Consider the following 20,969-nt stretch of genomic DNA (forward strand, 5'->3'; position numbering starts at 1 on the left):
CCTTCATCATAAGCCGCGTTCCGCCGGGATCAAAGCGGCGACGCGGCCGTTCTTCATGCCTTAGCAACCGGCATGGAAGGCAGCAGGACTCGTGGCGTCACTTCATTGGCCGAGCCAGCTCATCATCGTACGTCATGGCCAGAGCGCCGGAAATGTGGCGCGCGACGCCGCCACCGAAGCCCAGTCCGATCGCATAGCCTTGTCCGTGCGGGATGCGGACGTTCCGTTAAGTGGATTGGGCCGTGAGCAGGCGCAGGCGCTAGGCCATTGGTTCGGCAGCGAGGAGGAAGATCAAAGGCCGGAGGTTCTGTTGTCGTCCCCCTATCTGCGGGCGTTTCAGACCGCGCAGATTTTCCGCGAGGTTGGCGGAGCCGCCGCCGAGGAACCGATCTGCTTCGATGAACGGCTGCGCGAAAAGGAATTCGGCATTTTGGACGGGCTGACGACGACGGGCATCCGCAATCTGGAGGCCGACCAGTATGAATTCCGCCAGATGCTCGGAAAATTCTATCACCGGCCGCCGGGCGGAGAGAGCTGGTGCGACGTCATCCTGCGGCTCCGATCGGTGATGGACACCATATCATTGCACTATGCCGGACGGCGCGTGATGATCTTCACGCATCAGGTCGTGGTTCTGTGCCTTCGCTATATCATCGAAGGGTTGAATGAAGCGGAAATACTGGCGATCGACCGGGCTGGCGATGTCGCGAACTGCGCGATCAGCGACTATGTTTATGACCCTTCCCACGGGCGCAATGGCGGGCTGGTACTGCGCCGTTACAATGTGACCGCGCCGATGGAGGAAGAGGAAACCCCTGTCACACGCGAACCCGATGCCATCGCCGGAGCACGGGGATGACGCCAGAGACTCTCGATAGCGCATGGTTGCGGACGCACCCCCTCCCGATTCCCGACCATGACTCCGACAAGGATGGGCGGGGTCGTGTGTTGGTCGTCGGTGGCGCGGAATTCGTGCCCGGTGCGCTGCGCCTGACGGGCGAGGCGGCACTGCGGGCAGGTGCTGGCAAGTTGCAGATGGCGACTGTCCGTTCTGCCGCCATGTCGCTGGGCGTGCTGGTTCCCGAAGCCGCGATGACGGCGCTGCCTGCGGAGGAGAATGGCGAGATCGCCGCCGGAGCAGCTGAGCGTCTGGCGCCGCAGCTCGCCCGCTGTGACGCGCTGGTTCTGGGGCCGGGCATGAGCGTGAGTTCCCAGACGGATGAACTGGTCGCGGCCATATTGGCCGCCACCGATCCGCCGGTTACCATCGTCCTCGACGCGGCGGCGCTGACATCCGCACGCGAGTTGCGATCCACCGTCGCCGGGCATGAGGGACATATCATCCTGACGCCTCATCATGGCGAGATGGCTATCCTGACCGGGCAAAGCGTCGAGGCCGTTTCGGCCGATCCCCTGAAGATTGCGCTGCAAGTGGCGGCGGAATTTCAGGCGGTGGTCATCCTGAAGGGCGACCGCAGCGTGGTCGCGGCTCCGGACGGCGCCTGCCTGTTGCATGAGGGCGGTTGCGTCGGCCTGGCCACCGGCGGTTCGGGCGATGTGCTGGCCGGGATCGTCGGCGGTTTGGCGGCGCGCGGCGCGGACCCTTTGCGGGCGGCTGCCTGGGGCAGCTGGTTGCACGGCCAGGCAGGGCGCGAACTCGCCCGCACCATGGGGCCTGTCGGATTTCTGGCGCGCGAATTGCTGCCGCTGATTCCCGGCCTGCTGGAAGCGCCCGGCAACAGCTAACTGCATCGTTGCGCATCCGAATTCATCTTTGTGCGTTTCGGGTGGATGAGCGACAATTTTTCGGTGCTGCCGCATCTGGTCCCTATCGTCATCGCCTATTGCCTGGCTTTGCCTATCGGCTGGAACCGGGAGCGAGCGGAACGCAGCGCTGGCCTGCGCACCTTTCCGCTGGTCGCCGTCGCGAGCTGTGGCTTTGTCCAGACGGTGGAAGGAATGATGGCGCAGGACCCGGCGGCGCTTGCCCGGGTGCTGGAAGGCGTGATCGCGGGCATCGGATTTCTGGGCGGTGGTGCGATCCTGCAGCAGAGACATGCTGTCAAGGGCACCGCGACCGCCGCAAGCCTGTGGATCACGGGGGCGATTGGCGTTGCGGCGGGGCTTGGCGCCTATGATGTGGCGGTGGTTCTCACCGGCTTCACGCTACTGACTTTCTGGGTCATGGCGCCGCTCAAGCCCGAGGAGAATGAACGGAACGCGGAAGAAAAGATCAGCGAGCCCGGCGCGCCGCGCTGAGACGCGGGGTTACCCCAGTGCCGCCTGCTTTTCCGCCGCCAGCCGGTCCAGTTCCGCCCGACTCTTCTTCTCGCTCGCCGACTTGAGTTGCCCGCAGGCGGCCATGATGTCCCGTCCGCGCGGCGTGCGTACCGGGGCGGAGATGCCGCCTTCGAACACGATCTCGGAGAAGCGCTTGATCCGCTCGGGCGTCGAACATTCATAGTCGGTGCCCGGCCATGGGTTGAAGGGGATCAGGTTGACCTTGGCAGGCAGCTTGTAGTGACGCAGCAGGCGAACCAGTTCGCGCGCATCTTCATCGCTGTCATTCTTGTCCTTGATCATCACATATTCGAACGTGATGCGGCGCGCATTATTCGCGTTCGGATAGTCGGCGCAGGCTTGCAGCAGCTGTTCGATCCCGAATTTCTTGTTGAGCGGCACCAGTTCGTCACGCACATCCTTGGTCACGCCATGGAGTGACACGGCAAGGTTGACGCCAATCTCTTCCCCCGCGCGCGCCATCATCGGCACTACGCCGGAGGTGGAGAGCGTGATCCGCCGCTTCGACAGAGCGAGGCCGTCGCCGTCCATGACGACCTTCAGCGCATCGCGCACATGGTCGAAATTATAGAGCGGCTCGCCCATGCCCATCATCACGATGTTGGTCAGCATCCGCCCATCGGGGCTATATTGCGAGCTATCGTCCGCTTCGTCATCATTGGCGGACGCCATGCTGCCCTTGGGCCATTCGCCCAGCGCATCGCGGGCCAGCATGACCTGCCCGACGATCTCACCAGGCGTCAGGTTGCGCACGAGGCGCATCGTGCCCGTATGGCAGAAACGGCAGTTGAGCGTGCAGCCCACCTGGCTCGATACGCAGAGGGTTCCGCGATCGGCGTCCGGGATGAACACCATCTCATAATCCTGCCCGTCGTCCGACCGGAGCAGCCATTTGCGGGTGCCGTCGCTCGACACCTGCGCTTCGACGACCTCGGGACGCCCCACGATGAAGCGTTCCGTCATCCAGCCGCGCATCGGCTTGGCAAGGTCGGTCATGGCGTCGAAATCGGTCTCGCCGCGATGATAGAGCCAGTGGAACAGCTGCTTCGACCGCAGCTTTGCCTGCTTGGCATCCAGCCCCGCTTCCTCCAGCGCGCTTTTAATCTGCGGGCGCGACAGGCCCATCAGGTCGGTGCGCCCATCTTCACGGGGCGTCACGGCGCGGGGCACGGGCACAGGGTCGATAGCGCCGGGAATCGGCATCAGGGGGCTGGCGGATGAATGCATGGCAGCGCCCATAGCGGATTTTTCGAAAATTATAAAGGGAGCGTCGAGCGCCCGCCTGTCACCGCAGCCGTGCGCAGCCCAGAGCCGCCGCGTCGATCGCTGTTGCGGCGCCGCGCAGTGTGTAGGTGTCCGCGAAACCGCGCCCATTTGCGCCCTGCGTCTGTACGCTCATGCTGCCTGCTGATCGCATGGCCGCAATGATGGCCGCGTCCGCGCGAGGATCGGGCGCCCACGCGTCAGCCTGTCCCGCGACCAGCGGGAAGCGCCTGTCCCCAACATTCAGGATAACGGGAGAATCGTCTGCCCGCACCCGGCTCAGCCGGAAATGTACCTGTCCGCGTACGCGCTGGCGGGGCCAGTTGCCAACGGCGGCGAAACCATTGCCAGCGCGGCTCACGGGTTTGGAGATGGCATAGCAACGCGGTGCCGCCGGGTCACGGAACGCCCCCCAAGCCTCGAACATGCCGAGCGAGTCCCTTGCGAATGCCGGCGTCGCGATCAGCAGGAGCAGGAGCAAGGCGTGCTTCATGACGCTGGCAAAGCCCATCATGTCCTCTTTTGCAACCCTTGCCGTCACGAAACGATCAGCAGGTGCTTGCCGCCGCCGCAACAGTGGTTATGAAGGATCATCCATCATTGTCGCCCGGATTCGACCGCATCCGGGCTTTGCGCAGAAAAGAAACGGACAAACAGGGACATGAAGGCCACCATCGAACGCGCCACGCTCCTCAAGAGCCTCAGCCACGTCCAGTCGGTGGTCGAGCGGCGCAATACGATTCCGATCCTGTCCAACGTGCTGATCGAAGCGTCTGCCGATGGCGCGATCAAGCTGATGGCGACCGACCTCGACCTCCAGATCGTCGAAAGCGTGTCCGCGCAGGTGGAACAGCCCGGCGCGACGACCATTTCGGCCCACACCCTGTTCGACATCGCCCGCAAGCTGCCCGAAGGGTCGCAGGTGTCGCTGCAAGCGGCGGAAGGCAAGATGCTGATCCAGGCGGGCCGCGCGCGATTCAACCTGTCGACCCTGCCGCGCGATGACTTCCCGGTGATCGCGGAAGGCGACCTGCCGACCAGCTTCGAACTGCCCGCAGAGACGCTGAAGCAAATCATCGACAAGACGCGCTTTGCCATCTCGACCGAAGAGACGCGCTATTATCTGAACGGTATTTATTTCCACGTGTCGGATGATGGTCAGCCGGTCCTGAAGGCCGCGGCCACCGATGGGCACCGCCTCGCTCGCGTCACCGTGCCGCGTCCCGATGGCGCCGATGGCATGCCGGGCATCATCATTCCACGCAAGTGCATCGGCGAGCTGCGCAAGCTGCTCGACGAGGTCGAAGGTTCGGTGCAGATCACCCTCTCGGCGAGCAAGATCCGTTTCGGGCTTGGCAGCGCGATCCTGACCAGCAAACTGATCGACGGCACCTTCCCCGATTATAGCCGCGTCATTCCCACCGCGAACGACAAGCTGCTCAAGATCGACCCGCGCAGCTTCGAGGAGGGTGTGGACCGCGTCGCCACGATCGCGACGGAAAAGACTCGGGCGGTCAAGATGACGCTCGATCGCGACAAGATCACCCTGTCGGTCACCAGCCCCGAAAACGGCACGGCGGCCGAAGAAGTGCCGGGTGCGTTTCAGGGCGAGGGCTTCGATATTGGCTTCAACGCGCGCTATCTGCTCGACATTCTGGGCCAGATTGACAGCGAGACGGTCGAACTGCACCTTGCCGACGCGGCAGCGCCAACGCTCATTCGGGAAAATGATCGCAGTCCTGCGCTCTATGTCCTGATGCCGATGCGCGTTTAGTCGGGAACGGGGTGAGCGGTCCTGCGGGACCGCATGCCTCATCCTGCTCAGTCTGTTTTGGCCTCTGTTGAACGAATATTGAGGCAGTATTGGCGTCGCGAGAGGGGCCTTCCCTCTCCCGTCACGCTTTGCCAGCCGACCGGGTAAGTTTCTTTCAACATCTGTGCGTTACGCACGGCATATGGCCCCGTCGCGCACCAAGCTGAACGATACATCGTATCGACCCGCCGATCTTGCGGTCGCGCTGGGTCTGGCTGAGGGCGGGACGCAGGCGTCGGCCTTCTGGATATCCGGAGCCTTCGCCCATATCGCCCGCCTCTGGCCGCTGGTGCTGCTGGGCAAGCTGTGCACCATCACGCTGCTCCATGTGCCACTGTTCACCTTTGACAACATTCTCCATTTCATCACATTCCTGGCGATGTTGTTGATAGATGGCATGCTGATCGCCGCTCCGCGCGCGGAACGATTTCAGAATCTACGGCCGCATGTGCAGAAATGGCTGATGTTGCCGATGGTATTGCTGTCGAGCATGAGCTTCAGCATGTTGCTGGGACCAGCGCAATTTGCAGGACCATTGTCGATTTCTCTCGCGGCAGAAGTCGCGATGGCGTTGATCGCCGTGTCGATATTCGGCGACCGGCGGTTGCTGGGCGTCAGTTATTTTCTGGGCACATTGATCGTTTCAGCGTTTCAGGAAGCGGGCTTTGCGCAACTGGGTTTGTTGGTGAGTTGCATCGCGGTCATGATGATCGCCGCAGTGCGCCAGGCAACGTCTGATTTCGAACGGGCAATCGCGCAACATCAACAGGACCTTCGCGCGCAACGATCCGACCGCCTGTTGCAGGAATATGAACAGTCGGGGCAGGGCTGGTTCTGGGAAACCGACCGGCAAGGCTGCTTAACCTACCTATCAGAAACGCTCGCGCGAACACTGGATATCGCGGAGGATGAACTTGTCGGCCAGTTGATCACCGAGATTGTCTCTGCGGGTGATCATAAAAATGGCGGGGGTGAGCGCACGCTCGGCTTCCATTTATCGACCCGCACCGGCTTTTCGGACATCCATGTTCGAGCCGCGGCTACCCGCGACGAGCGCTGGTGGTCGATATCCGGCCAGCCGGTTTTCAACGAATTTGGCCAGTTCCACGGCTTCCGCGGGAGCGGCGCCGACCTTACCGAAATCCGCCGGAGCCAGGCGGAGGTGAAGCGGCTTGCCCAGTTCGATTCGCTGACTGGCCTTGCCAATCGCGTACAGATGCTGCGGGCGCTGGAAGATGCCCTGGCTGGCTCCCCCGGCAAGTCGGGCGATTGCGCGCTGCTGATGCTGGACCTGGATCGCTTCAAGACCGTCAACGATACGCTCGGCCACCCCGCCGGGGACGCGCTGCTGCGGCAGGTGAGCCAGCGTCTTCAACGTGTCGCGGGCGATCGCGGGCTTGTAGGGCGGCAGGGCGGTGACGAATTCAAGGTGCTGCTGCCCGGCAGACATGATCGTGCGCTGCTGTCCCAACTATCTACGATGATCATCAACACGCTGTCGCAACCTTATATGATTGAGGGGAAGGCGGTCGTCATCGGCGTGTCCATCGGGATTTCCTGTTGCCCGCATGATGGCGACACGGCCGATGCGCTGATCCGCAACGCTGATCTCGCGCTCTATGCTGCAAAAGGCGACGGGCGCGGCGTCCATCGTTTCTATTCGTCCGAAATGCACGCCGATGCAGAGGGGCGTCGGCAGTTGGAGGAGGATCTTCGCCACGCGCTGGCTTCGGATGGGCTGCACCTTGTCTACCAACCGGTCGTGTCTTCAAGGACGGAGCGGGTCACCGGCTATGAAGCGCTGCTTCGCTGGACTCATCCCGTACGTGGCGAGATTTCGCCATCCATTTTCGTGCCCATCGCCGAGGAGACAGGACTTATCGGCCCGATCGGTGACTGGGTACTGCGCACCGCCTGCCGCGACGCTTCGGATTGGGACGAAGATATTCGCGTCGCCGTCAATGTCTCGCCGATCCAGTTCGCCAATCCAGGATTGCCCGCGACGGTCATGAGTGCGCTTGCCGCTTCCCAACTCGCGCCCCAGCGGCTGGAGTTGGAGATCACCGAAAGCGTGTTCCTGAATGACAATGACGGAACGGATTCGATGTTCGCCCGGCTCAAGGGGATTGGCGTCCGTCTGGCGCTCGACGATTTCGGCACCGGATACTCCTCGCTCGGTTATTTGAAGAAGGCGCCCTTCGACAAGATCAAGATCGACCAGAGCTTTGTGCGCGGCGCGGTGATGACCGGCAGCCGCAACAGCGCGATCATCAAGGCAATCGTCAGTCTGGCCGAGGCGCTGGGCATGGACACCACGGCGGAGGGCGCGGAGACGCAGGACGAACTGGCGCTGATCCGCGATCTGGGGTGCAGCCATATACAAGGCTATGTCTATGGCCGCCCGCTTATTGTCAGCGATGTGCTGGCCCGGCACCGTGCACACGGCACGGTGGCGCTGGTGGAGGGTTTCCAGTCCAGCCGCCCAGAGCGCAAGACGATGCTGCGGACGATCACGGTGCGTGCCGATGGTCACGCCTATACCGGGCGCATCCGCAATATCTCCTCGACTGGCGCGATGATCGAGGGGCTGTGGCATGTGCCCCAGGGCACCCAGTTGTCGATCGAGTTCAGTGACAGTCAGAATGTGAGCGCCGTGGTTCGCTGGTCCCGCGAGGATCGGATGGGCGTTGAATTTACCAGCGCCATCGATATTGCCGCCGCCTGCGCCCTGCCTCGGTCATTGGCATCCTGACCTGACCCGGTTCGGGCGGTGGCGCCCGAAAGCGCATAAAAAAGGAGCTGTCGGATGACAGCTCCTTTTGTTGTACGGGGCGGATGTTTCAGGCGGCGATCGCTACCCGTTCGGCCTGAACGAGGCCACGCGCGACGTCCTTGACCAATGCGATGAAACGTCCCGCTTCCCTTGCGATCATCGCCTTGTTGAAGCAGGCGGCCGCACCCCGGTCGAGCGCTTCGGCCATGATCGGCGCTCCGTCGCGCATCAGGCTGGACAGCATGATGACGGGGCAGGGATCGATGTCCATGATCTCGTCAAGGATGCTGAGCCCATCCCGGCCCGGCATGGCGACGTCCATCGTCACCACATCGGGCTTTTCCATGCGGATGAGGTCGATCGCCTCTTCGCCGTTGCGGGCGATGCCCACGACATCGAACCGGCAATCGCGTTCCAGCAGCGTTTCGATCATGGCGCGAATGGTCAGCGAGTCATCGACCACCACGATCCGTATCGGCTTTGCCATGCATTCCTCCGACCCTTGTTTTCAAAGGTCATAACGGACGGAAAATGGAGAGTTTTAGGCAGGAGTCAGAAGAACAGCTTGCGGAAGGAAATGCTGATCGTGCGGCCCAGCGGATCGAGATAGCCCTGCTGGTAGCGCAGCGGGGTTCCTCCGGTCGCGTCCGTCACATCGCGGCGCGTGTTGAAGATGTTGTTGATGCCGATCGATACCCGCGATCCGCGCAGAAAGGGATGATTCTTCACAAGCGACGGCATCTGCCCCAGATTGGCGAATAGTCGCAGGTTAGCGGTCGCCAGACTGTCGAAATTGAGCCGGGAAGTGCCGCCCAGCGCGCCATCGACATGGGTGCCGCTTTCCCAATCGATGCCCAGCCGCGCACCAAGGCCATTGTTGGTGTAGCCGACGCGCGCCTCCACCTCATGCCGTGGCTGGCCGCCCGATGATCCTGTCGCGTCGCCACGCAACAGATCGAGTTCCGGCACGCCCGGTGCGATCAGGATGCTCTCGGTAAAATGCCATGTGTGGTAGAGGCTGAAGCTGAGGCGCCCGCCTCCGCCTCCACGTCCGCCACCCATGCCGCCCGGCCCGCCAAAACCGCCGCCTGGCCGTCCGCCGCCTCCGGGGCCGCCAAAGCCGCCTTCGCCGCGCGGTCGGTCTCCGCCCTCCTGTCCGTGAGGCGGCGGAGCGCTATCCTGACCCGCTTGCGCGCCACGCTCTCCGCCCCGTCCGCCGCGATTGCCGAACAGTGCGCGCATATCCTGCAGTTCCTTGGGCCGATCCTCAGGCTTTGCACCGGCGGCGCGCCAGGCCTCTGCCAACTTCTGGATGCGCGACTTCAGCGGGAAGGAGAGGTCGAAGCCCCAGCGCAGTTGTTCGCTTTGCGAGCGCAGATAATTGATCGGCGTCGCATCGATTTCGGTCAGCAAACCGCCAACGCGAGTGAAGCGGCCCTCGAAAGCATCCAAGATTGCTGGCGTAGGCTCGGGGAATGCCGCGATCGGATTGCTTGTCCGGCTGTTGAGGTAGGTCGCTGTCAGGGTCAGGTTGGGCTTGTCGAAAGGCTTCACCGTTGCGCTCAGCCGGAACTGGTCGCGCACGCTTTCCTTCAATTGGGCGTTGCCTCCGGTTACCCGCGTGACGAAGACGGTCTGGCCGCTTTGATAATCGAAGACGGGTACATTCTCCGTCCTGACTTCGGGATCGCTTAGCTGGTTCCCCGTCGGCGCAGCTCGATCCTGGTTCGCGGACACCAGCAGTTGCACCGCAGGGATCGGCCGCCAGCGCAGGCCATAACCAAGGGTGGAGAGCGTGCCGAAGTCCGAAAGCTCTTGCGCCGCCGCATTCACATTGACGCCGATATCGCCGACCGCGCCCAGCACGCCTCTCACCTTGCTGGTGATCGGCAAGTCCAGAGTGACCTGTCCGCTGGCGATCTGTCGATCATAGTCGATGTCCTGCTCGAACCCGTTGCGGATCGACCAGCCCTCAAATCCATTGGCCGACGCCCCCACCCGGACGGAGCTTGTAGCGGCGCCCGCAGGCAGGTCGAACACAGGGCCTGACAATAGCAGGTCGCCCGTCACCGCCTGCGACCGCGCGCTCGCCCGGTCGGTCGACGCCGATCGGTCGGTTCGCGTGCGCGTATCCGACAGGTCGCCATTGCCAGTGAAGGACCATTGCCACCCCTTGCCGAGCAGCCCGTTGAAGGTCAGGCCCAGATGGCCGGTCGTTCCGCGAATCTGCTGATCGAGCCGGTTGTCCCGCAGAAATTCGGCATAGAGCGGCCCGTTGCCGATAGGCGCGGCAAGTGCGGCGGCAGACAGTCCTTGCAGCGAGTCATTGTCCGACAGCTCCACCCGGCCGTTCACGGTCATCGATACGCCGCCGAGCGCGCGCGCATAGGTGGCGTTCGCGGACACGCTCTCGGTCGCCGGGCTCAACGTGCGAAAGCGGGTGATGTCGATCATCGCCGGACTGATCGCCGTCCGTTCGATCCCGCGTTCGCTTTCCAGTAGTGAAGCAGCGGCATTATATTTGACGTTCAACGTAAAGCGATTGTCGCCCCGGATGCGCAGCAGGCCCGCCTCGGCCGACCCGCTTTCCCGTCCGCCATCGGTGGTCGTGGCCGCGCGCAGATCGGCCAGTTCCGCCCGAAAACGCTGGCGCAGGACGATGTTCGCCACCTTCTGCGTTGGTGCATAGCCATAGGACAGGGCGACCTGTTCCGGCAGGATATCGACGCGCGCCACGGCCTCGGACGGGATATCCTGGATTTCGGAAAAGCTGGAAATGCGCTTCCCGTTCAGCAGCACGACCGGGGTCCCGTTCGTCTGTGCCGACAATTCGGTGATCATTTCCGAAATGGAGGTGACGCCCAGAGCGCGGATGTCGGCGGAGGAAAGCTGCTGCTCAGGCTTGATATTGCCCAGCACCGCGCCCCGCTGCGGCTGGCCGGTGACGATGATCTCGTCGCCTTCGTCCATCTGCGCAGGCGGCTCCTGGGCTGAAGTCTGCGCCATCAGCGCAGCGGGCGATGCGCCCATCATGAAAAACAGCATCAGCGAAGCCGGTCGGCGCACGAACATACCCCTTTTGGAAAAAGCGAACTCTTGATGGTCCGTCACTAGGGGCGAACTGTCTCAAAATCTTGGCAAGGCCAAGGCTAATTTGTCGCAAAATGTAGCAGACGCCTTCACGCGCTGCGGTTCCCTTCGCTCATCGGCTCGCCTAGGCTGAGGGCATGCGCACTTTGTACCCTGCCATCGACCCATACGCTCACGGCCACCTCGACGTTGGCGATGATCATTCCGTCTATTGGGAGCGCGTCGGCACGCCGGGGGCAAAGCCTGCGGTCTTTCTCCACGGCGGGCCGGGCGGCGGCATCTCGCCCGATCACCGCCGCCTGTTCGATCCGGATCGCTACGACATTTTACTCTTCGACCAGCGCGGTTGCGGCCGTTCGACGCCGCATGCTTCGCTGGAAGCGAATACGACCTGGCATCTCGTGGCGGACATAGAGCGCTTGCGGGAGTTGATTGGCGTTGATCAATGGCTTGTCTTCGGCGGTAGCTGGGGATCGGCGCTGGCGCTTGCCTATGCACAGAGCCATCCCGCCAATGTCAGCGAATTGATCCTGCGCGGCATCTTCACGCTCCGCCAGCAGGAGGTCGACTGGTATTATCAGGAAGGTGCCAGCCGCATCTATCCAGATAAGTGGGAACGCTTCCTTGCGCCCATAGCGGAGGAGGATCGTGGCGACTTGCTTCATGCCTATCACCGCATCCTGACGGGTGAGGATCGTGCGGCGCAAGTCGCGGCGGCCAAGGCGTGGAGCGTATGGGAAGGCGAAACCATCCGTTTGCTGCCAGACGCTGCACTGTCAGCCACGCATGAGGATGATGCGTTCGCACTCGCCTTCGCGCGGATCGAAAATCATTATTTCGTGCATCGCGGCTGGCTGGAGGAAGGCCAGCTCATCCGTGATGCGGGCAAGCTCCGCGACATTCCCGGCGTGATCGTTCAGGGTCGCTACGACATGGCCTGTCCCGCCGAGACCGCCTGGGCGCTGCACAAGGCATGGCCTGAAGCACGGTTCGAGATGATCGATGGCGCTGGGCACGCCTATAATGAACCCGGCATCCTCGACGCCCTGATCCGCGCTACGGATAGTTTCGCAATCTGAAATTCAGATGGTGAAGGGGGATGGGCGATCGTCGAGCATCAAAAGCTCAGGGCTCGCCCTTGGACTCCTGCATCCGCCGTTCGGCAAACCATTGTTCCAGCATCTTGGCGGTGCAGCCGGTAAAACCGTTGCTCCCGATCGCCGAGCAGCTGCCGGGCAGATTCTGGCGCTGTACCTCTTCCATGGTGGCCACTTGGCTACCCCAGCCCGGCCCACCGGACGGGGCGGGCTTTTCGCGCAATTTCTTCGGGATGCGGTAGCGTTCGGACTCAGGCTTGCGCGCGCAAACGACGATCTCGTCGCCTTCGCCTTTGGGACAGGGGTCGTTCCCATAGACGATCAGGTTGAACACGCGCTGTGGCGGCTCGGCCCAGGCTGGGGCGAGTAAGGCTATGGGTGCAAGCGCGGCCATGGCGAGGAAGGCATGAACCGGGAAGCGCATAGGTGATATCCTCTTTTCGCCCCTGTCCACCGGCGGAGTGCCCAATTCCGCCAGCCTTACCCAGACGCCAAGCGCCCGGAGCAACCGTCAGGGCTGCGTCGGTGTAGTCTGCTGCGGTTGGCTGGCCTGCGCCTTTTCCTCCGCTACGGCTCGCGCTTCGATCGCCTTGCTATCAGCATCGATGGTGGAAAGCCGCCGCGCCCGCTCTGCGGCGACCAAGTCCTTCCAGCTGGCATTGTCCGCCGCCTGCCGTTCCGCCTTGGCAAGCCTTGCCAACTGGTTGAAGCAGCCGGTGAAACCGCCGGGGCCAGTGGCCGAGCAGCTTTCCGTGCCGGTGCGGCCGACATATTCCATGGACCGTACGCGCTCGCCCCATGCCTGATTGCTCGGCTTGTTGGGATCGCCGCGCAGCGGTTCTGGGATGCGGTAGCGTTCTTCCTCGCCCTTGCGCGCGCAAACGACAATGTCGGTGCCAGCGCTTTGCGGGCACGCGTCGTCGCCATAGACGATGACCAGATTGACGCGCTCCGATCCCGTCGTGCCGGCGGCGGCGGTCGGTGCCTGCTCCTGCGCGGGTCCGGCCTGCTGCTGCGCCATGGCGGGCAGGGTGCTCGCGGCCATCAGCAGCATAGCGGCTGTCGCGGTCTTCATCATCGTTCTTATCTCCTCAGATCCGCTTCGACAGCGCGATTGCAGCCCGGCACCCCAGGCGAATGACGCCCGAAAGCAGCGGATAGGCGGGGGCCTGCTCCGCTCCACGGGCGATCGCGGTTTCGCGATGTTCGACTTCTTCCGCCTGAAAATCCGTGATGGTGGCGGCAAGTTCCGGGTCATCGCCCGCCAATTCCGCCAGCTGTTCGCCATAATGGCGGTCGATCTCCGTTTCGATCGCGGCGGTGCAGGCCATGGCGGCGCGTGGGCCGATCGCGGCGGTGACAGCACCCAGCGCAAAGCCTGCGACGTTCCAGATCGGCCGAAGCGCGGTCGGTCTTACGCCGCGCCGCGTTATCATCGCGTCAAATATCTTGCGATGCCGTTCTTCCTGCGCCGCCATGCCCGCGATGACGCGCGCGTCGGGGTGGCGATCGCCAAGGACGGCAAGTTGCCCTGCATAAATGCGCGTCGCGCCGAACTCACCCGCCTGATCGACGCGCAGCATCGCCGCGCGATCATCGGCCGTCACTTTCCGGCCGGGGCGGGGGAAATCCCTGGGCGCGTTCATGCCTCTTTCCTCGACTTGATCAGCAGGGCCAAGATGGCGAGCGCGCTGGCTCCGGACAAGAGCCCATTGAAGCCTGCGAGCGAAATGCCGAAGAGTGTCCAGGGCGCGACGTCGCAACGGGTGATCGGGGTCGCCATGATCTGGTTCAATATGTCCGCAGGGTTGCCCGCCGCGGGAGTGGTCGAGCAGGCGGTCAGCCCCTGCCACCAGCCATATTCGACCCCCGCATGAAAGAGGCCAATGCCGCCGCTGATTCCGATCGCCAGCCCGGCCAGCCCCGCGAACAGCGCACTGACGCAGGGCCGCCTTTTCACGGCGTAGGCGATCAGCGCGAGCGGGATCGCCGCCATATGCGGATAACGCTGCCACCAGCACATCTCGCACGGATGCAGGCCGCCTACATATTGCGAAGCGTAGGCGCCGCCCAGCAGCAGCAGCGGCATGGCAAGGGCGATAGCGCGGGCGACAGGCAAGTTCTTCATGATGCCCGCTTAAACGGCCCCGAACCTTTCGTCATGCTGAACTTGCGTCAGCGCCCGAACTTCCGCTGGGTCTTGCCGTAGCGCAGCTTGCGCGTGCCCGGCTTGCCTTCGGTCGCCCGCCCACGCGGCGCCGCGACCTGCTCGTCGGCGGGCAGACCCAACTCCTCGGCCTCCAGCTTGCGGATTTCGTCGCGGATGCGGCCTGCTTCCTCGAATTCGAGGTCGGCTGCGGCCGCGCGCATCTTCTTTTCCAGATCCTCGATATAGGCGCGGAGGTTATGGCCGACGAGGTGTGGGCGGTCGTCCAGCCCGGTATCGACCGTGACCTGATCCTTGCTCGCGACATGGGCGATGATGTCGCCGATGTTGCGCTTGATCGTGGTCGGCGTGATGCCATGTTCCAGATTATACGCCTGCTGCTTTTCACGGCGACGGCTGGTCTCGTTGAGCGCGCGCTCCATGCTGCCGGTGATGCGATCGGCGTAGAGGATGACACGCCCATCCACGTTGCGCGCGGCGCGGCCAATGGTCTGGATCAGCGATGTTTCCGATCGCAGGAAGCCTTCCTTGTCCGCATCGAGGATCGCGACCAGGCCACATTCCGGAATGTCGAGACCTTCGCGCAGCAGGTTGATGCCGATCAGCACGTCATAGACGCCCAGCCGCAGGTCGCGGATCAGCTCGATACGCTCCAGCGTCTCTACGTCGCTATGCATGTAGCGGACCTTGATCCCCGCCTCATGCATGAACTCGGTCAAATCCTCGGCCATGCGCTTGGTCAGCGTGGTGACGAGGGTGCGATAGCCCTGCGCGGCGACCTTGCGGCATTCGTTGATCAGGTCGTCCACCTGATCCTCCACCGGCTTGATCTCGACCGGCGGGTCGATGAGGCCGGTGGGGCGAATGACCTGTTCGGAGAAGGCGCCGCCGGTCTGTTCCATTTCCCACGGCCCCGGCGTCGCGGACACGCTCACCGTCTGCGGCCGCATCGCGTCCCATTCGTTGAAGCGCAGCGGGCGATTGTCGATGCAGCTAGGCAGACGGAAGCCATATTCGGCGAGTGTGATCTTGCGCCGATGATCACCCCGCGCCATCGCGCCAATTTGCGGCACGGTCTGGTGGCTTTCGTCTACGAACAGCAGCGCGTTTTCCGGGAGATATTCGAACAAGGTCGGCGGCGGCTCGCCGGGCAGGCGGCCGGTCAGGAAGCGGCTGTAATTTTCGATCCCCGCGCAGGAGCCGGTCGCGGCGATCATCTCCAGATCGAAGTTGGTCCGCTGCTCCAGCCGCTGCGCCTCCAGCAGCTTGCCCTCTGCCTGCAACTCTTTCAGCCGTTCGGTCAGCTCGAAGCGGATTGCTTCCATCGCCTGCTTTAGCGTTGGCCCCGGCGTGACATGGTGGCTGTTGGGGAAGACCTTCACATATTCGAGGGTCGCGATCTTCTTCCCCGTCAGCGGATCGAATTCGACAATCTCCTCGATCTCATTGCCAAAGAAGCTGACGCGCCAGGCGGTATCCTCATAGTGGGAAGGGAAAATCTCCAGATTATCCCCCTTCACCCGGAAATTGCCGCGCGCGAAGGCGGCATCGTTGCGCTTGTACTGGAGCGCCACCAGCTTGCGGATAATCTCCCGCTGATCCTCGATCCCGCCCTTCTTCATCGAGAAGGTCATGGCCGAATAAGTCTCGACCGAGCCGATGCCATAGAGGCAGGATACCGACGCGACGATGATCACATCGTCCCGCTCCAGCAGCGCACGGGTGGCGGAGTGGCGCATCCGGTCGATCGCCTCGTTAACGCTCGACTCCTTCTCGATATAGGTGTCGGATCGCGCCACATAGGCTTCGGGCTGATAATAGTCGTAATAGCTGACGAAATATTCGACCGCATTCTCCGGGAAGAAGCTCTTGAACTCACCGTAAAGCTGCGCTGCGAGAATCTTGTTGGGAGCAAGGATCAGCGCGGGCCGCTGCATCGCCTCGATCACCTTGGCCATGGTGAAGGTCTTGCCAGAGCCGGTGACACCCAACAGCACCTGATCCTTTTCACCCGCCCTTGCCTGTTCGACCAGTTCGGCGATGGCGGTGGGCTGGTCGCCCGATGGTTCATAGTCGGAAACCAGCTTGAACGGCCTGCCGCCCTCGCTCTTTTCCGGGCGTGCAGGACGGTGGGGGACGAAGCCTTCGCCGGTCTCGGGCTCGTCCAGCGTGGTGCGAATCTGAATGGACATGCGGGGCAATATGGGCATGGTCCCGCACCACAGCAATGTGGGGCAGGCATCCCACATGACGATAGTGGAGGACCCGATGCGCAAGGCCATTTTCCTGTTTACCACGCTGGCCATGTTGCAGGCATGCGCGACGACGACCGGTGGAGCCGGTTCGGCGCAGACGCCGCCATCGGCCATGCAGGGAAAGAACCCACTGGGCAGCGGTTATCTTGGCGGCGGCGCGCTTCCTGACAGCCTGTTGCTCTCCCCGCCACCGCCAGCCGCAGGATCAGTGGCCGAGGCGCGCGATAGGGAAGGGGCAGCCGCAGCGGTCGCGATGCAGGGTAGCGCACGTTGGGATTTCGCCAAGGCCGATGCCGACCTGCGCCCCGGCCATGCGGCGACCGCCTTTTCCTGCGCGGCGGGCTTCCTGATCGATCAGGCCCATGCACCCGCGCTGACGCGCCTCCTGACCCGTGCGATGGGGGACCTCGGCATGTCCACCGCCGACGTCAAGAAGCGATACATGCGTCCGCGCCCCTTCATGGATAATGGCAAGCCAAGCTGTACGCCGGATTGGGAAAAGTTTCTGCGCCGTGATGGCTCCTATCCCTCGGGTCACAGCGCCATCGGCTATGGCTATGGCCTTATCCTGGCAGAAGTGATGCCCGATCGCGCGGCAAGGCTGGTGGCGCGCGGTCGAGCCTTTGGGGACAGCCGCCGCATTTGCAATGTGCACTGGCTGAGCGATATCGAGGAAGGACGCGTTATCGCCTCCGCCACCGTGATGCGTCTCAACGCCGAACCCGCATTTGCCGCAGACCTCGCCGCCGCGCGCAAGGAAGTCGCCGCGTTGCGCGGTAAACCCTCGGAAACCGCGCCCGATTGCGCGCAGGAAGCTGCGGCGCTGGCTCAATAGCCCGCAGGACCATTTTTCATTCTATGCCTGTCCTGATATGCTGATGGTTAGACAGGCCGGGTCATTCCGGCATCAACGGGGGAAGATCATGCTTAAAGCCTTGGCCGTCATTATTCCTGCCACGCTGTTGCTCGCCAGCTGCGGCGACAAGCCTTCTGGCGAACCGCAGACGCGCGAGGAAGTGAAAGCCCAAGTTCAGAAGGTGCAGCTGAAGCCCGGCCAGTGGGAAGGCGCCTATACGCTCGAGGATATCGACATGCCGAACATGCCCGGCGGTGGCGATCAGATGAAAGAGCAGATGAAGAAGATGATGAGCCGCACCTTGATCAAATATTGCGTCTCTCCCGAAGAAGCGGCGAACCCCAGCGGCAAGATGTTCTCGGGCCAGGAAAACAAGGATTGCACATACAAGGGCTTCGACGTCAGCGGCGGGTCGGTGAAGGGCGAGATCGCCTGCAAGTCGGAAAATGGCACGATGAATGCCGTCATGTCTGGCGACTACGCGCCGGAAAGCTATGAAATGCACATGGACATGAAGATGAGCGGCGCGCCCAACGGCATGAACATGAGCATGAAGGCGAAGACCACGGGCAAGTGGATTGGCGCGGACTGCGTAGCATCCTGATATGATGGAGGGCGTGGAGGGCTTTTGCTGGCTCTGCGCGCGCCCGTTAAGCAATCGGGTTGAATGGCATCATCCGGTGCCGAAAAGCCGAGGCGGGCGCGAAACGGTGCCCGTCCATCCAATCTGCCATCGCGCCATCCATGCGCAGCTCAGCGTTGAGCTTGCCCGAACGCGGGGCGATCCCGCCGCCCTTCGCGCGCATCCCGGCATCGCCCGCTTTCTCGGCTGGGTCGCGGCCAAGCCGCCCGACTTCCACGCGCCGACCTACAGGAAACGCTAGCGTCGCTTTTTTCTCTTGCGCTTCGCCGCGCGCCAAGCGAGCCTCTGCCCGTTCCGTAAGAGAACAGGGGAAGAGGATATGCGAAAGACGATAATCGCGGCGTTGCCGCTGGCGATGACGCTTGGCTTGGCCGGATGCGGCAATGAGGCGCCTGCACCCGAAGCGGTCGAAGCGCCCATCGTGATCAAGGGGGGGGAATGGACGATCACCCGCAAGACCACGGGCTACAACACGCCGACTGTCACGCCCGAACAATATCAGGTCGCGCTGAAGCAGGTTGACGAGGAAAAGCTGTGCATCGCCGTCGATGCCAAGGGGACACCCGATGCCGATGCTCTGGCAGGGGATGAGGGCAAGGATTGCACCTATAAGGACAAGCTGCTGCGCAAAGGGCGGTTGATCGCGACCTTGGCCTGCAAGTCAGGCGGGGCGACATCGGAAATCGTGCTGGAGGGCAACTACACCGCCGATACGCTGACGCTGGGCAGCACCATGACGAAGACCGCCGCAGGTAGCCCCGTATTGCGCACCACCCATGACGTAACCGGCAAACGCACCGGAGAGTGCAGCAAGGCCTGAACAGCCTGTCTTAAGAAACCCTCCGCTGCCTGCCAGCGGAGGGTCTCCTGTCCGGAATCTCCAATGCTGACGACGGGATTCTGTGCCATTGTCGCGCCCGGCATCCATCAGAATGTCGGAGAGTCGAGACATGCTCTTTCATCTTTCGATTGCCGCGCATGATCCAAAGCATGTTGCGGAGGTTATCGCTGAAATGTGGCGCGGCGAGGCGCTCTATTTCCCGCCCGTGACGCCGGGAAGTTGGATCGCCATGGCTGGCGATGACCGGGGCACCGCCATAGAGGTCTATCCGATCGACACCGTCTTGCGCGAAGAGGAAGGCGACGCCGATAGCTTCGGGGAGCGGACTGGCGAAACCCGTTACACCGCAACACATGCCGCGCTGGCCACGCCCCTGTCCCGCGAAGAGATCATGGCAATCGCGGAGCGCGAAGGCTGGCCCGCCAAATATCGCAAGCGTGGCGGCGTGTTCGGCGTGATCGAATTGTGGATCGAAGGGCGGCAGATGGTGGAGATGCTGACGGCCGAGATGCAGGCCGAATATCTGACGGCGATGACGACGGAAAATTGGCGCGCGATGCTGAAAGCAGGCCCTCCCGCCTGACCTATTGCAATGCCCGGATGGCGCGTTGGTCGCATCGTTTTGGACTATGCGACACGGCGGAATAGGCGGGCACCTGGATGGACTGGCCGATCCGCAACGGCGCAAAGCGCTGCCGCTCTATGCCTTCGCATTTCAGGAAAAGCTCCAGCATGCGGGGCGGCGTGTCCCATTTTTCATAAGACAGCCGGAATGTGCCCCAATGGATGGGAATGGCAGTCGATGCCTTGAGCTTTTCGAACACCTCGACCGCGCGCTGCGGCCCGATGTGGGAGTCCGCCTCCATCTGCCCCGGCCAGAAGCGGAAGGCGCCGATCGGGATCATCGCGAGGCGGATCGGGCCGAACCGCGCCGCTTCAGTGGGCCATGCCATGTCGCCAGCCCCCGTGTCGCCCGCGAAGAAGATGTTGCCCGCGCGCGTTTCGATGAGGAAACTCGACCATAATGCGCGGTTGCGATCAGTGCCCCACCGGCTGCTCCAATGATGATTGCGCAGCACATGGACGCGATAGTCTGGGCAATGTTCGTAATTTTCACACTGGATGACCGTTTGCGTCCCCAGATTGTTGAGGGCAGCCCCCGTCACGGATTGGCCCCAATCCAGCGCGATCGCCGGAATGCCATTGTCCTTCAGGATGCGCTCATTGCCCAGGCTGACGATGATGTTGGGCCGATCTCGTTCCCACAGCTTCTTGAGCGTGGGTATGTCCATATGGTCATAATGATTGTGGCTGACGATGATCAGGTCGATCTTCGGCAGATCATCCATCCGGATTCCCGGCTGCGCGACCCGCTTTGGTCCTAAAGGTGGGAAGGGGCTCGCATAGTCGGACCAGGTGGGGTCGGTAAGGATATTGACCCCCGCTGCCTGCACCAGCACCGTGGCATGGCCGACCCATGTCGCCACCATGCCGCGCGGCGCGGCGAAGGCTGGCGGGCGCGTCGGCTTTACTGCGACCGTCAGCGGCCATTCGGGGCGCTCGTCCTGTCCCGTCAGCCAGCGAAGGAGAAAGCCCCGGCGGTTCGTCCCCGGAGGACCGGAAAACTCGATCTCGCCATCGGGATTGAAGAAGTGCTCGCCGTCATAATGGCCGCTGACCGGCCCGTCATAATAGATGCGGTCGAGAAAGGGCGGGATGATCGTGATCGCCAGACACAAGGCGATTACGAGAAACAGTAGCCCGATGCCCGCTCCGCGAAAGACTTTTCCGATGATGCGGCCCATGCCGTCTCCTGCTTCGATCACGATGCAGGGTCATAGCCGCGATATGGCGCGGGACAAGAGTTGCT

21 protein-coding genes are annotated in these 20,969 nt (G+C 62.8%); 11 read left to right on the forward strand and 10 right to left on the reverse strand.

Annotation, left to right across the window (positions count from 1 at the left end):
• The first annotated feature begins 91 nt into the window (after positions 1-91).
• The 3 genes from ACZ5ZH_RS12460 to ACZ5ZH_RS12470 are packed head-to-tail and all read left to right on the forward strand — an operon-like array spanning position 92 to position 2,259.
• Complete coding sequence (locus tag ACZ5ZH_RS12460) at positions 92-859, forward strand: histidine phosphatase family protein (RefSeq protein WP_449470854.1); 768 nt, start codon at positions 92-94, stop codon at positions 857-859.
• A complete protein-coding gene (locus tag ACZ5ZH_RS12465) occupies positions 856-1,746 on the forward strand; it encodes an NAD(P)H-hydrate dehydratase (RefSeq protein WP_464771700.1) in 891 nt (296 codons plus the stop codon). Before ACZ5ZH_RS12460 ends, ACZ5ZH_RS12465 begins: the two co-directional genes overlap by 4 nt.
• A 45-nt stretch (positions 1,747-1,791) precedes the next feature.
• Positions 1,792-2,259 carry an MgtC/SapB family protein gene (locus ACZ5ZH_RS12470; protein WP_464771701.1) on the forward strand — a complete coding sequence of 156 codons (468 nt, stop codon included), beginning with the start codon at positions 1,792-1,794 and terminating at the stop codon, positions 2,257-2,259.
• Positions 2,260-2,268: 9 nt separating this feature from the next.
• On the opposite strand, the gene rlmN is transcribed toward ACZ5ZH_RS12470, so the two are convergent.
• Positions 2,269-3,528, reverse strand: a complete 1,260-nt coding sequence (gene rlmN / locus ACZ5ZH_RS12475; RefSeq protein WP_464771702.1) for a dual-specificity RNA methyltransferase RlmN — start codon at positions 3,526-3,528, stop codon at positions 2,269-2,271.
• 58 nt (positions 3,529-3,586) lie between these two features.
• Positions 3,587-4,075 carry a hypothetical protein gene (locus tag ACZ5ZH_RS12480; protein ID WP_464775221.1) on the reverse strand — a complete coding sequence of 163 codons (489 nt, stop codon included), beginning with the start codon at positions 4,073-4,075 and terminating at the stop codon, positions 3,587-3,589.
• 150 nt (positions 4,076-4,225) lie between these two features.
• On the opposite strand from ACZ5ZH_RS12480, the gene dnaN reads away from it, so the two are divergent.
• On the forward strand, positions 4,226-5,338 hold the full coding sequence (dnaN, locus tag ACZ5ZH_RS12485; RefSeq protein ID WP_449470860.1) for a DNA polymerase III subunit beta: 1,113 nt from the start codon (positions 4,226-4,228) through the stop codon (positions 5,336-5,338).
• Between the two features lie 181 nt (positions 5,339-5,519).
• The gene (locus tag ACZ5ZH_RS12490; RefSeq protein WP_464772653.1) at positions 5,520-8,129 is read left to right on the forward strand and encodes an EAL domain-containing protein; all 2,610 of its coding nucleotides are present in this window, start codon (positions 5,520-5,522) and stop codon (positions 8,127-8,129) included.
• A gap of 88 nt (positions 8,130-8,217) precedes the next feature.
• On the opposite strand, the gene ACZ5ZH_RS12495 is transcribed toward ACZ5ZH_RS12490, so the two are convergent.
• Both ACZ5ZH_RS12495 and ACZ5ZH_RS12500 read right to left on the reverse strand, forming a co-directional pair.
• Positions 8,218-8,637 carry a response regulator gene (locus tag ACZ5ZH_RS12495; protein ID WP_464771703.1) on the reverse strand — a complete coding sequence of 140 codons (420 nt, stop codon included), beginning with the start codon at positions 8,635-8,637 and terminating at the stop codon, positions 8,218-8,220.
• A 65-nt stretch (positions 8,638-8,702) separates the two neighbouring features.
• On the reverse strand, positions 8,703-11,222 hold the full coding sequence (locus tag ACZ5ZH_RS12500) for a TonB-dependent receptor (protein ID WP_464771704.1): 2,520 nt from the start codon (positions 11,220-11,222) through the stop codon (positions 8,703-8,705).
• A 155-nt stretch (positions 11,223-11,377) separates the two neighbouring features.
• Between ACZ5ZH_RS12500 and pip the strand changes: the two genes are divergently transcribed.
• A complete protein-coding gene (gene pip, locus ACZ5ZH_RS12505) occupies positions 11,378-12,319 on the forward strand; it encodes a prolyl aminopeptidase (RefSeq protein WP_464771705.1) in 942 nt (313 codons plus the stop codon).
• A gap of 46 nt (positions 12,320-12,365) precedes the next feature.
• On the opposite strand, the gene ACZ5ZH_RS12510 is transcribed toward pip, so the two are convergent.
• The 5 genes from ACZ5ZH_RS12510 to uvrB all read right to left on the reverse strand — a co-directional run bounded on the left by ACZ5ZH_RS12510 (position 12,366) and on the right by uvrB (position 16,696).
• A complete protein-coding gene (locus tag ACZ5ZH_RS12510) occupies positions 12,366-12,761 on the reverse strand; it encodes a hypothetical protein (RefSeq protein ID WP_464771706.1) in 396 nt (131 codons plus the stop codon).
• A gap of 87 nt (positions 12,762-12,848) precedes the next feature.
• Positions 12,849-13,415 (reverse strand): hypothetical protein, encoded by a 567-nt coding sequence (locus tag ACZ5ZH_RS12515; RefSeq protein ID WP_464771707.1) that lies wholly within the window; start codon positions 13,413-13,415, stop codon positions 12,849-12,851.
• A 13-nt stretch (positions 13,416-13,428) separates the two neighbouring features.
• A complete protein-coding gene (locus tag ACZ5ZH_RS12520; protein WP_464771708.1) occupies positions 13,429-13,983 on the reverse strand; it encodes a demethoxyubiquinone hydroxylase family protein in 555 nt (184 codons plus the stop codon).
• Positions 13,980-14,465 carry a disulfide bond formation protein B gene (locus ACZ5ZH_RS12525; protein WP_464771709.1) on the reverse strand — a complete coding sequence of 162 codons (486 nt, stop codon included), beginning with the start codon at positions 14,463-14,465 and terminating at the stop codon, positions 13,980-13,982. The genes ACZ5ZH_RS12520 and ACZ5ZH_RS12525 overlap by 4 nt, the downstream gene beginning before the upstream one ends.
• A 47-nt stretch (positions 14,466-14,512) precedes the next feature.
• The gene (gene uvrB / locus ACZ5ZH_RS12530) at positions 14,513-16,696 is read right to left on the reverse strand and encodes an excinuclease ABC subunit UvrB (protein WP_464771710.1); all 2,184 of its coding nucleotides are present in this window, start codon (positions 16,694-16,696) and stop codon (positions 14,513-14,515) included.
• 55 nt (positions 16,697-16,751) lie between these two features.
• On the opposite strand from uvrB, the gene ACZ5ZH_RS12535 reads away from it, so the two are divergent.
• The 5 genes from ACZ5ZH_RS12535 (at position 16,752) to ACZ5ZH_RS12555 (ending at position 19,682) form a co-directional block, all read left to right on the forward strand.
• Entirely contained in the window at positions 16,752-17,594 is an 843-nt protein-coding gene (locus ACZ5ZH_RS12535; protein ID WP_460987247.1) for an acid phosphatase, read from the forward strand.
• Positions 17,595-17,682: 88 nt separating this feature from the next.
• Positions 17,683-18,219, forward strand: a complete 537-nt coding sequence (locus tag ACZ5ZH_RS12540; protein WP_460987248.1) for a DUF3617 domain-containing protein — start codon at positions 17,683-17,685, stop codon at positions 18,217-18,219.
• Positions 18,220-18,223: 4 nt separating this feature from the next.
• Positions 18,224-18,499 carry an HNH endonuclease gene (locus ACZ5ZH_RS12545; protein WP_464772654.1) on the forward strand — a complete coding sequence of 92 codons (276 nt, stop codon included), beginning with the start codon at positions 18,224-18,226 and terminating at the stop codon, positions 18,497-18,499.
• Between the two features lie 78 nt (positions 18,500-18,577).
• Positions 18,578-19,078 carry a DUF3617 domain-containing protein gene (locus ACZ5ZH_RS12550; protein WP_460987249.1) on the forward strand — a complete coding sequence of 167 codons (501 nt, stop codon included), beginning with the start codon at positions 18,578-18,580 and terminating at the stop codon, positions 19,076-19,078.
• Positions 19,079-19,208: 130 nt separating this feature from the next.
• A complete protein-coding gene (locus ACZ5ZH_RS12555; protein WP_464771712.1) occupies positions 19,209-19,682 on the forward strand; it encodes a hypothetical protein in 474 nt (157 codons plus the stop codon).
• Between the two features lies 1 nt (position 19,683).
• Here ACZ5ZH_RS12555 and ACZ5ZH_RS12560 read toward each other — a convergent pair whose 3' ends face one another.
• Complete coding sequence (locus ACZ5ZH_RS12560; RefSeq protein WP_464772655.1) at positions 19,684-20,904, reverse strand: MBL fold metallo-hydrolase; 1,221 nt, start codon at positions 20,902-20,904, stop codon at positions 19,684-19,686.
• Between the last annotated feature and the right edge of the window lie 65 nt (positions 20,905-20,969).

The sequence above is a fragment of the Sphingobium sp. TomMM7A genome (assembly GCF_055397305.1).

Coding starts and splice junctions, on each gene's coding strand:
- ACZ5ZH_RS12465 (WP_464771700.1), top strand. CDS start 856: ATGACGCCAGAGACTCTCGATAGCGCATGGTTGCGGACGCACCCCCTC.
- ACZ5ZH_RS12470 (WP_464771701.1), top strand. CDS start 1,792: ATGAGCGACAATTTTTCGGTGCTGCCGCATCTGGTCCCTATCGTCATC.
- rlmN (WP_464771702.1), bottom strand. CDS start 3,528: ATGCATTCATCCGCCAGCCCCCTGATGCCGATTCCCGGCGCTATCGAC.
- ACZ5ZH_RS12480 (WP_464775221.1), bottom strand. CDS start 4,075: ATGGGCTTTGCCAGCGTCATGAAGCACGCCTTGCTCCTGCTCCTGCTG.
- dnaN (WP_449470860.1), top strand. CDS start 4,226: ATGAAGGCCACCATCGAACGCGCCACGCTCCTCAAGAGCCTCAGCCAC.
- ACZ5ZH_RS12490 (WP_464772653.1), top strand. CDS start 5,520: ATGGCCCCGTCGCGCACCAAGCTGAACGATACATCGTATCGACCCGCC.
- ACZ5ZH_RS12495 (WP_464771703.1), bottom strand. CDS start 8,637: ATGGCAAAGCCGATACGGATCGTGGTGGTCGATGACTCGCTGACCATT.
- ACZ5ZH_RS12500 (WP_464771704.1), bottom strand. CDS start 11,222: ATGTTCGTGCGCCGACCGGCTTCGCTGATGCTGTTTTTCATGATGGGC.
- pip (WP_464771705.1), top strand. CDS start 11,378: ATGCGCACTTTGTACCCTGCCATCGACCCATACGCTCACGGCCACCTC.
- ACZ5ZH_RS12510 (WP_464771706.1), bottom strand. CDS start 12,761: ATGCGCTTCCCGGTTCATGCCTTCCTCGCCATGGCCGCGCTTGCACCC.
- ACZ5ZH_RS12515 (WP_464771707.1), bottom strand. CDS start 13,415: ATGATGAAGACCGCGACAGCCGCTATGCTGCTGATGGCCGCGAGCACC.
- ACZ5ZH_RS12520 (WP_464771708.1), bottom strand. CDS start 13,983: ATGAACGCGCCCAGGGATTTCCCCCGCCCCGGCCGGAAAGTGACGGCC.
- ACZ5ZH_RS12525 (WP_464771709.1), bottom strand. CDS start 14,465: ATGAAGAACTTGCCTGTCGCCCGCGCTATCGCCCTTGCCATGCCGCTG.
- uvrB (WP_464771710.1), bottom strand. CDS start 16,696: ATGTCCATTCAGATTCGCACCACGCTGGACGAGCCCGAGACCGGCGAA.
- ACZ5ZH_RS12535 (WP_460987247.1), top strand. CDS start 16,752: ATGACGATAGTGGAGGACCCGATGCGCAAGGCCATTTTCCTGTTTACC.
- ACZ5ZH_RS12540 (WP_460987248.1), top strand. CDS start 17,683: ATGCTTAAAGCCTTGGCCGTCATTATTCCTGCCACGCTGTTGCTCGCC.
- ACZ5ZH_RS12545 (WP_464772654.1), top strand. CDS start 18,224: ATGGAGGGCGTGGAGGGCTTTTGCTGGCTCTGCGCGCGCCCGTTAAGC.
- ACZ5ZH_RS12550 (WP_460987249.1), top strand. CDS start 18,578: ATGCGAAAGACGATAATCGCGGCGTTGCCGCTGGCGATGACGCTTGGC.
- ACZ5ZH_RS12555 (WP_464771712.1), top strand. CDS start 19,209: ATGCTCTTTCATCTTTCGATTGCCGCGCATGATCCAAAGCATGTTGCG.
- ACZ5ZH_RS12560 (WP_464772655.1), bottom strand. CDS start 20,904: ATGGGCCGCATCATCGGAAAAGTCTTTCGCGGAGCGGGCATCGGGCTA.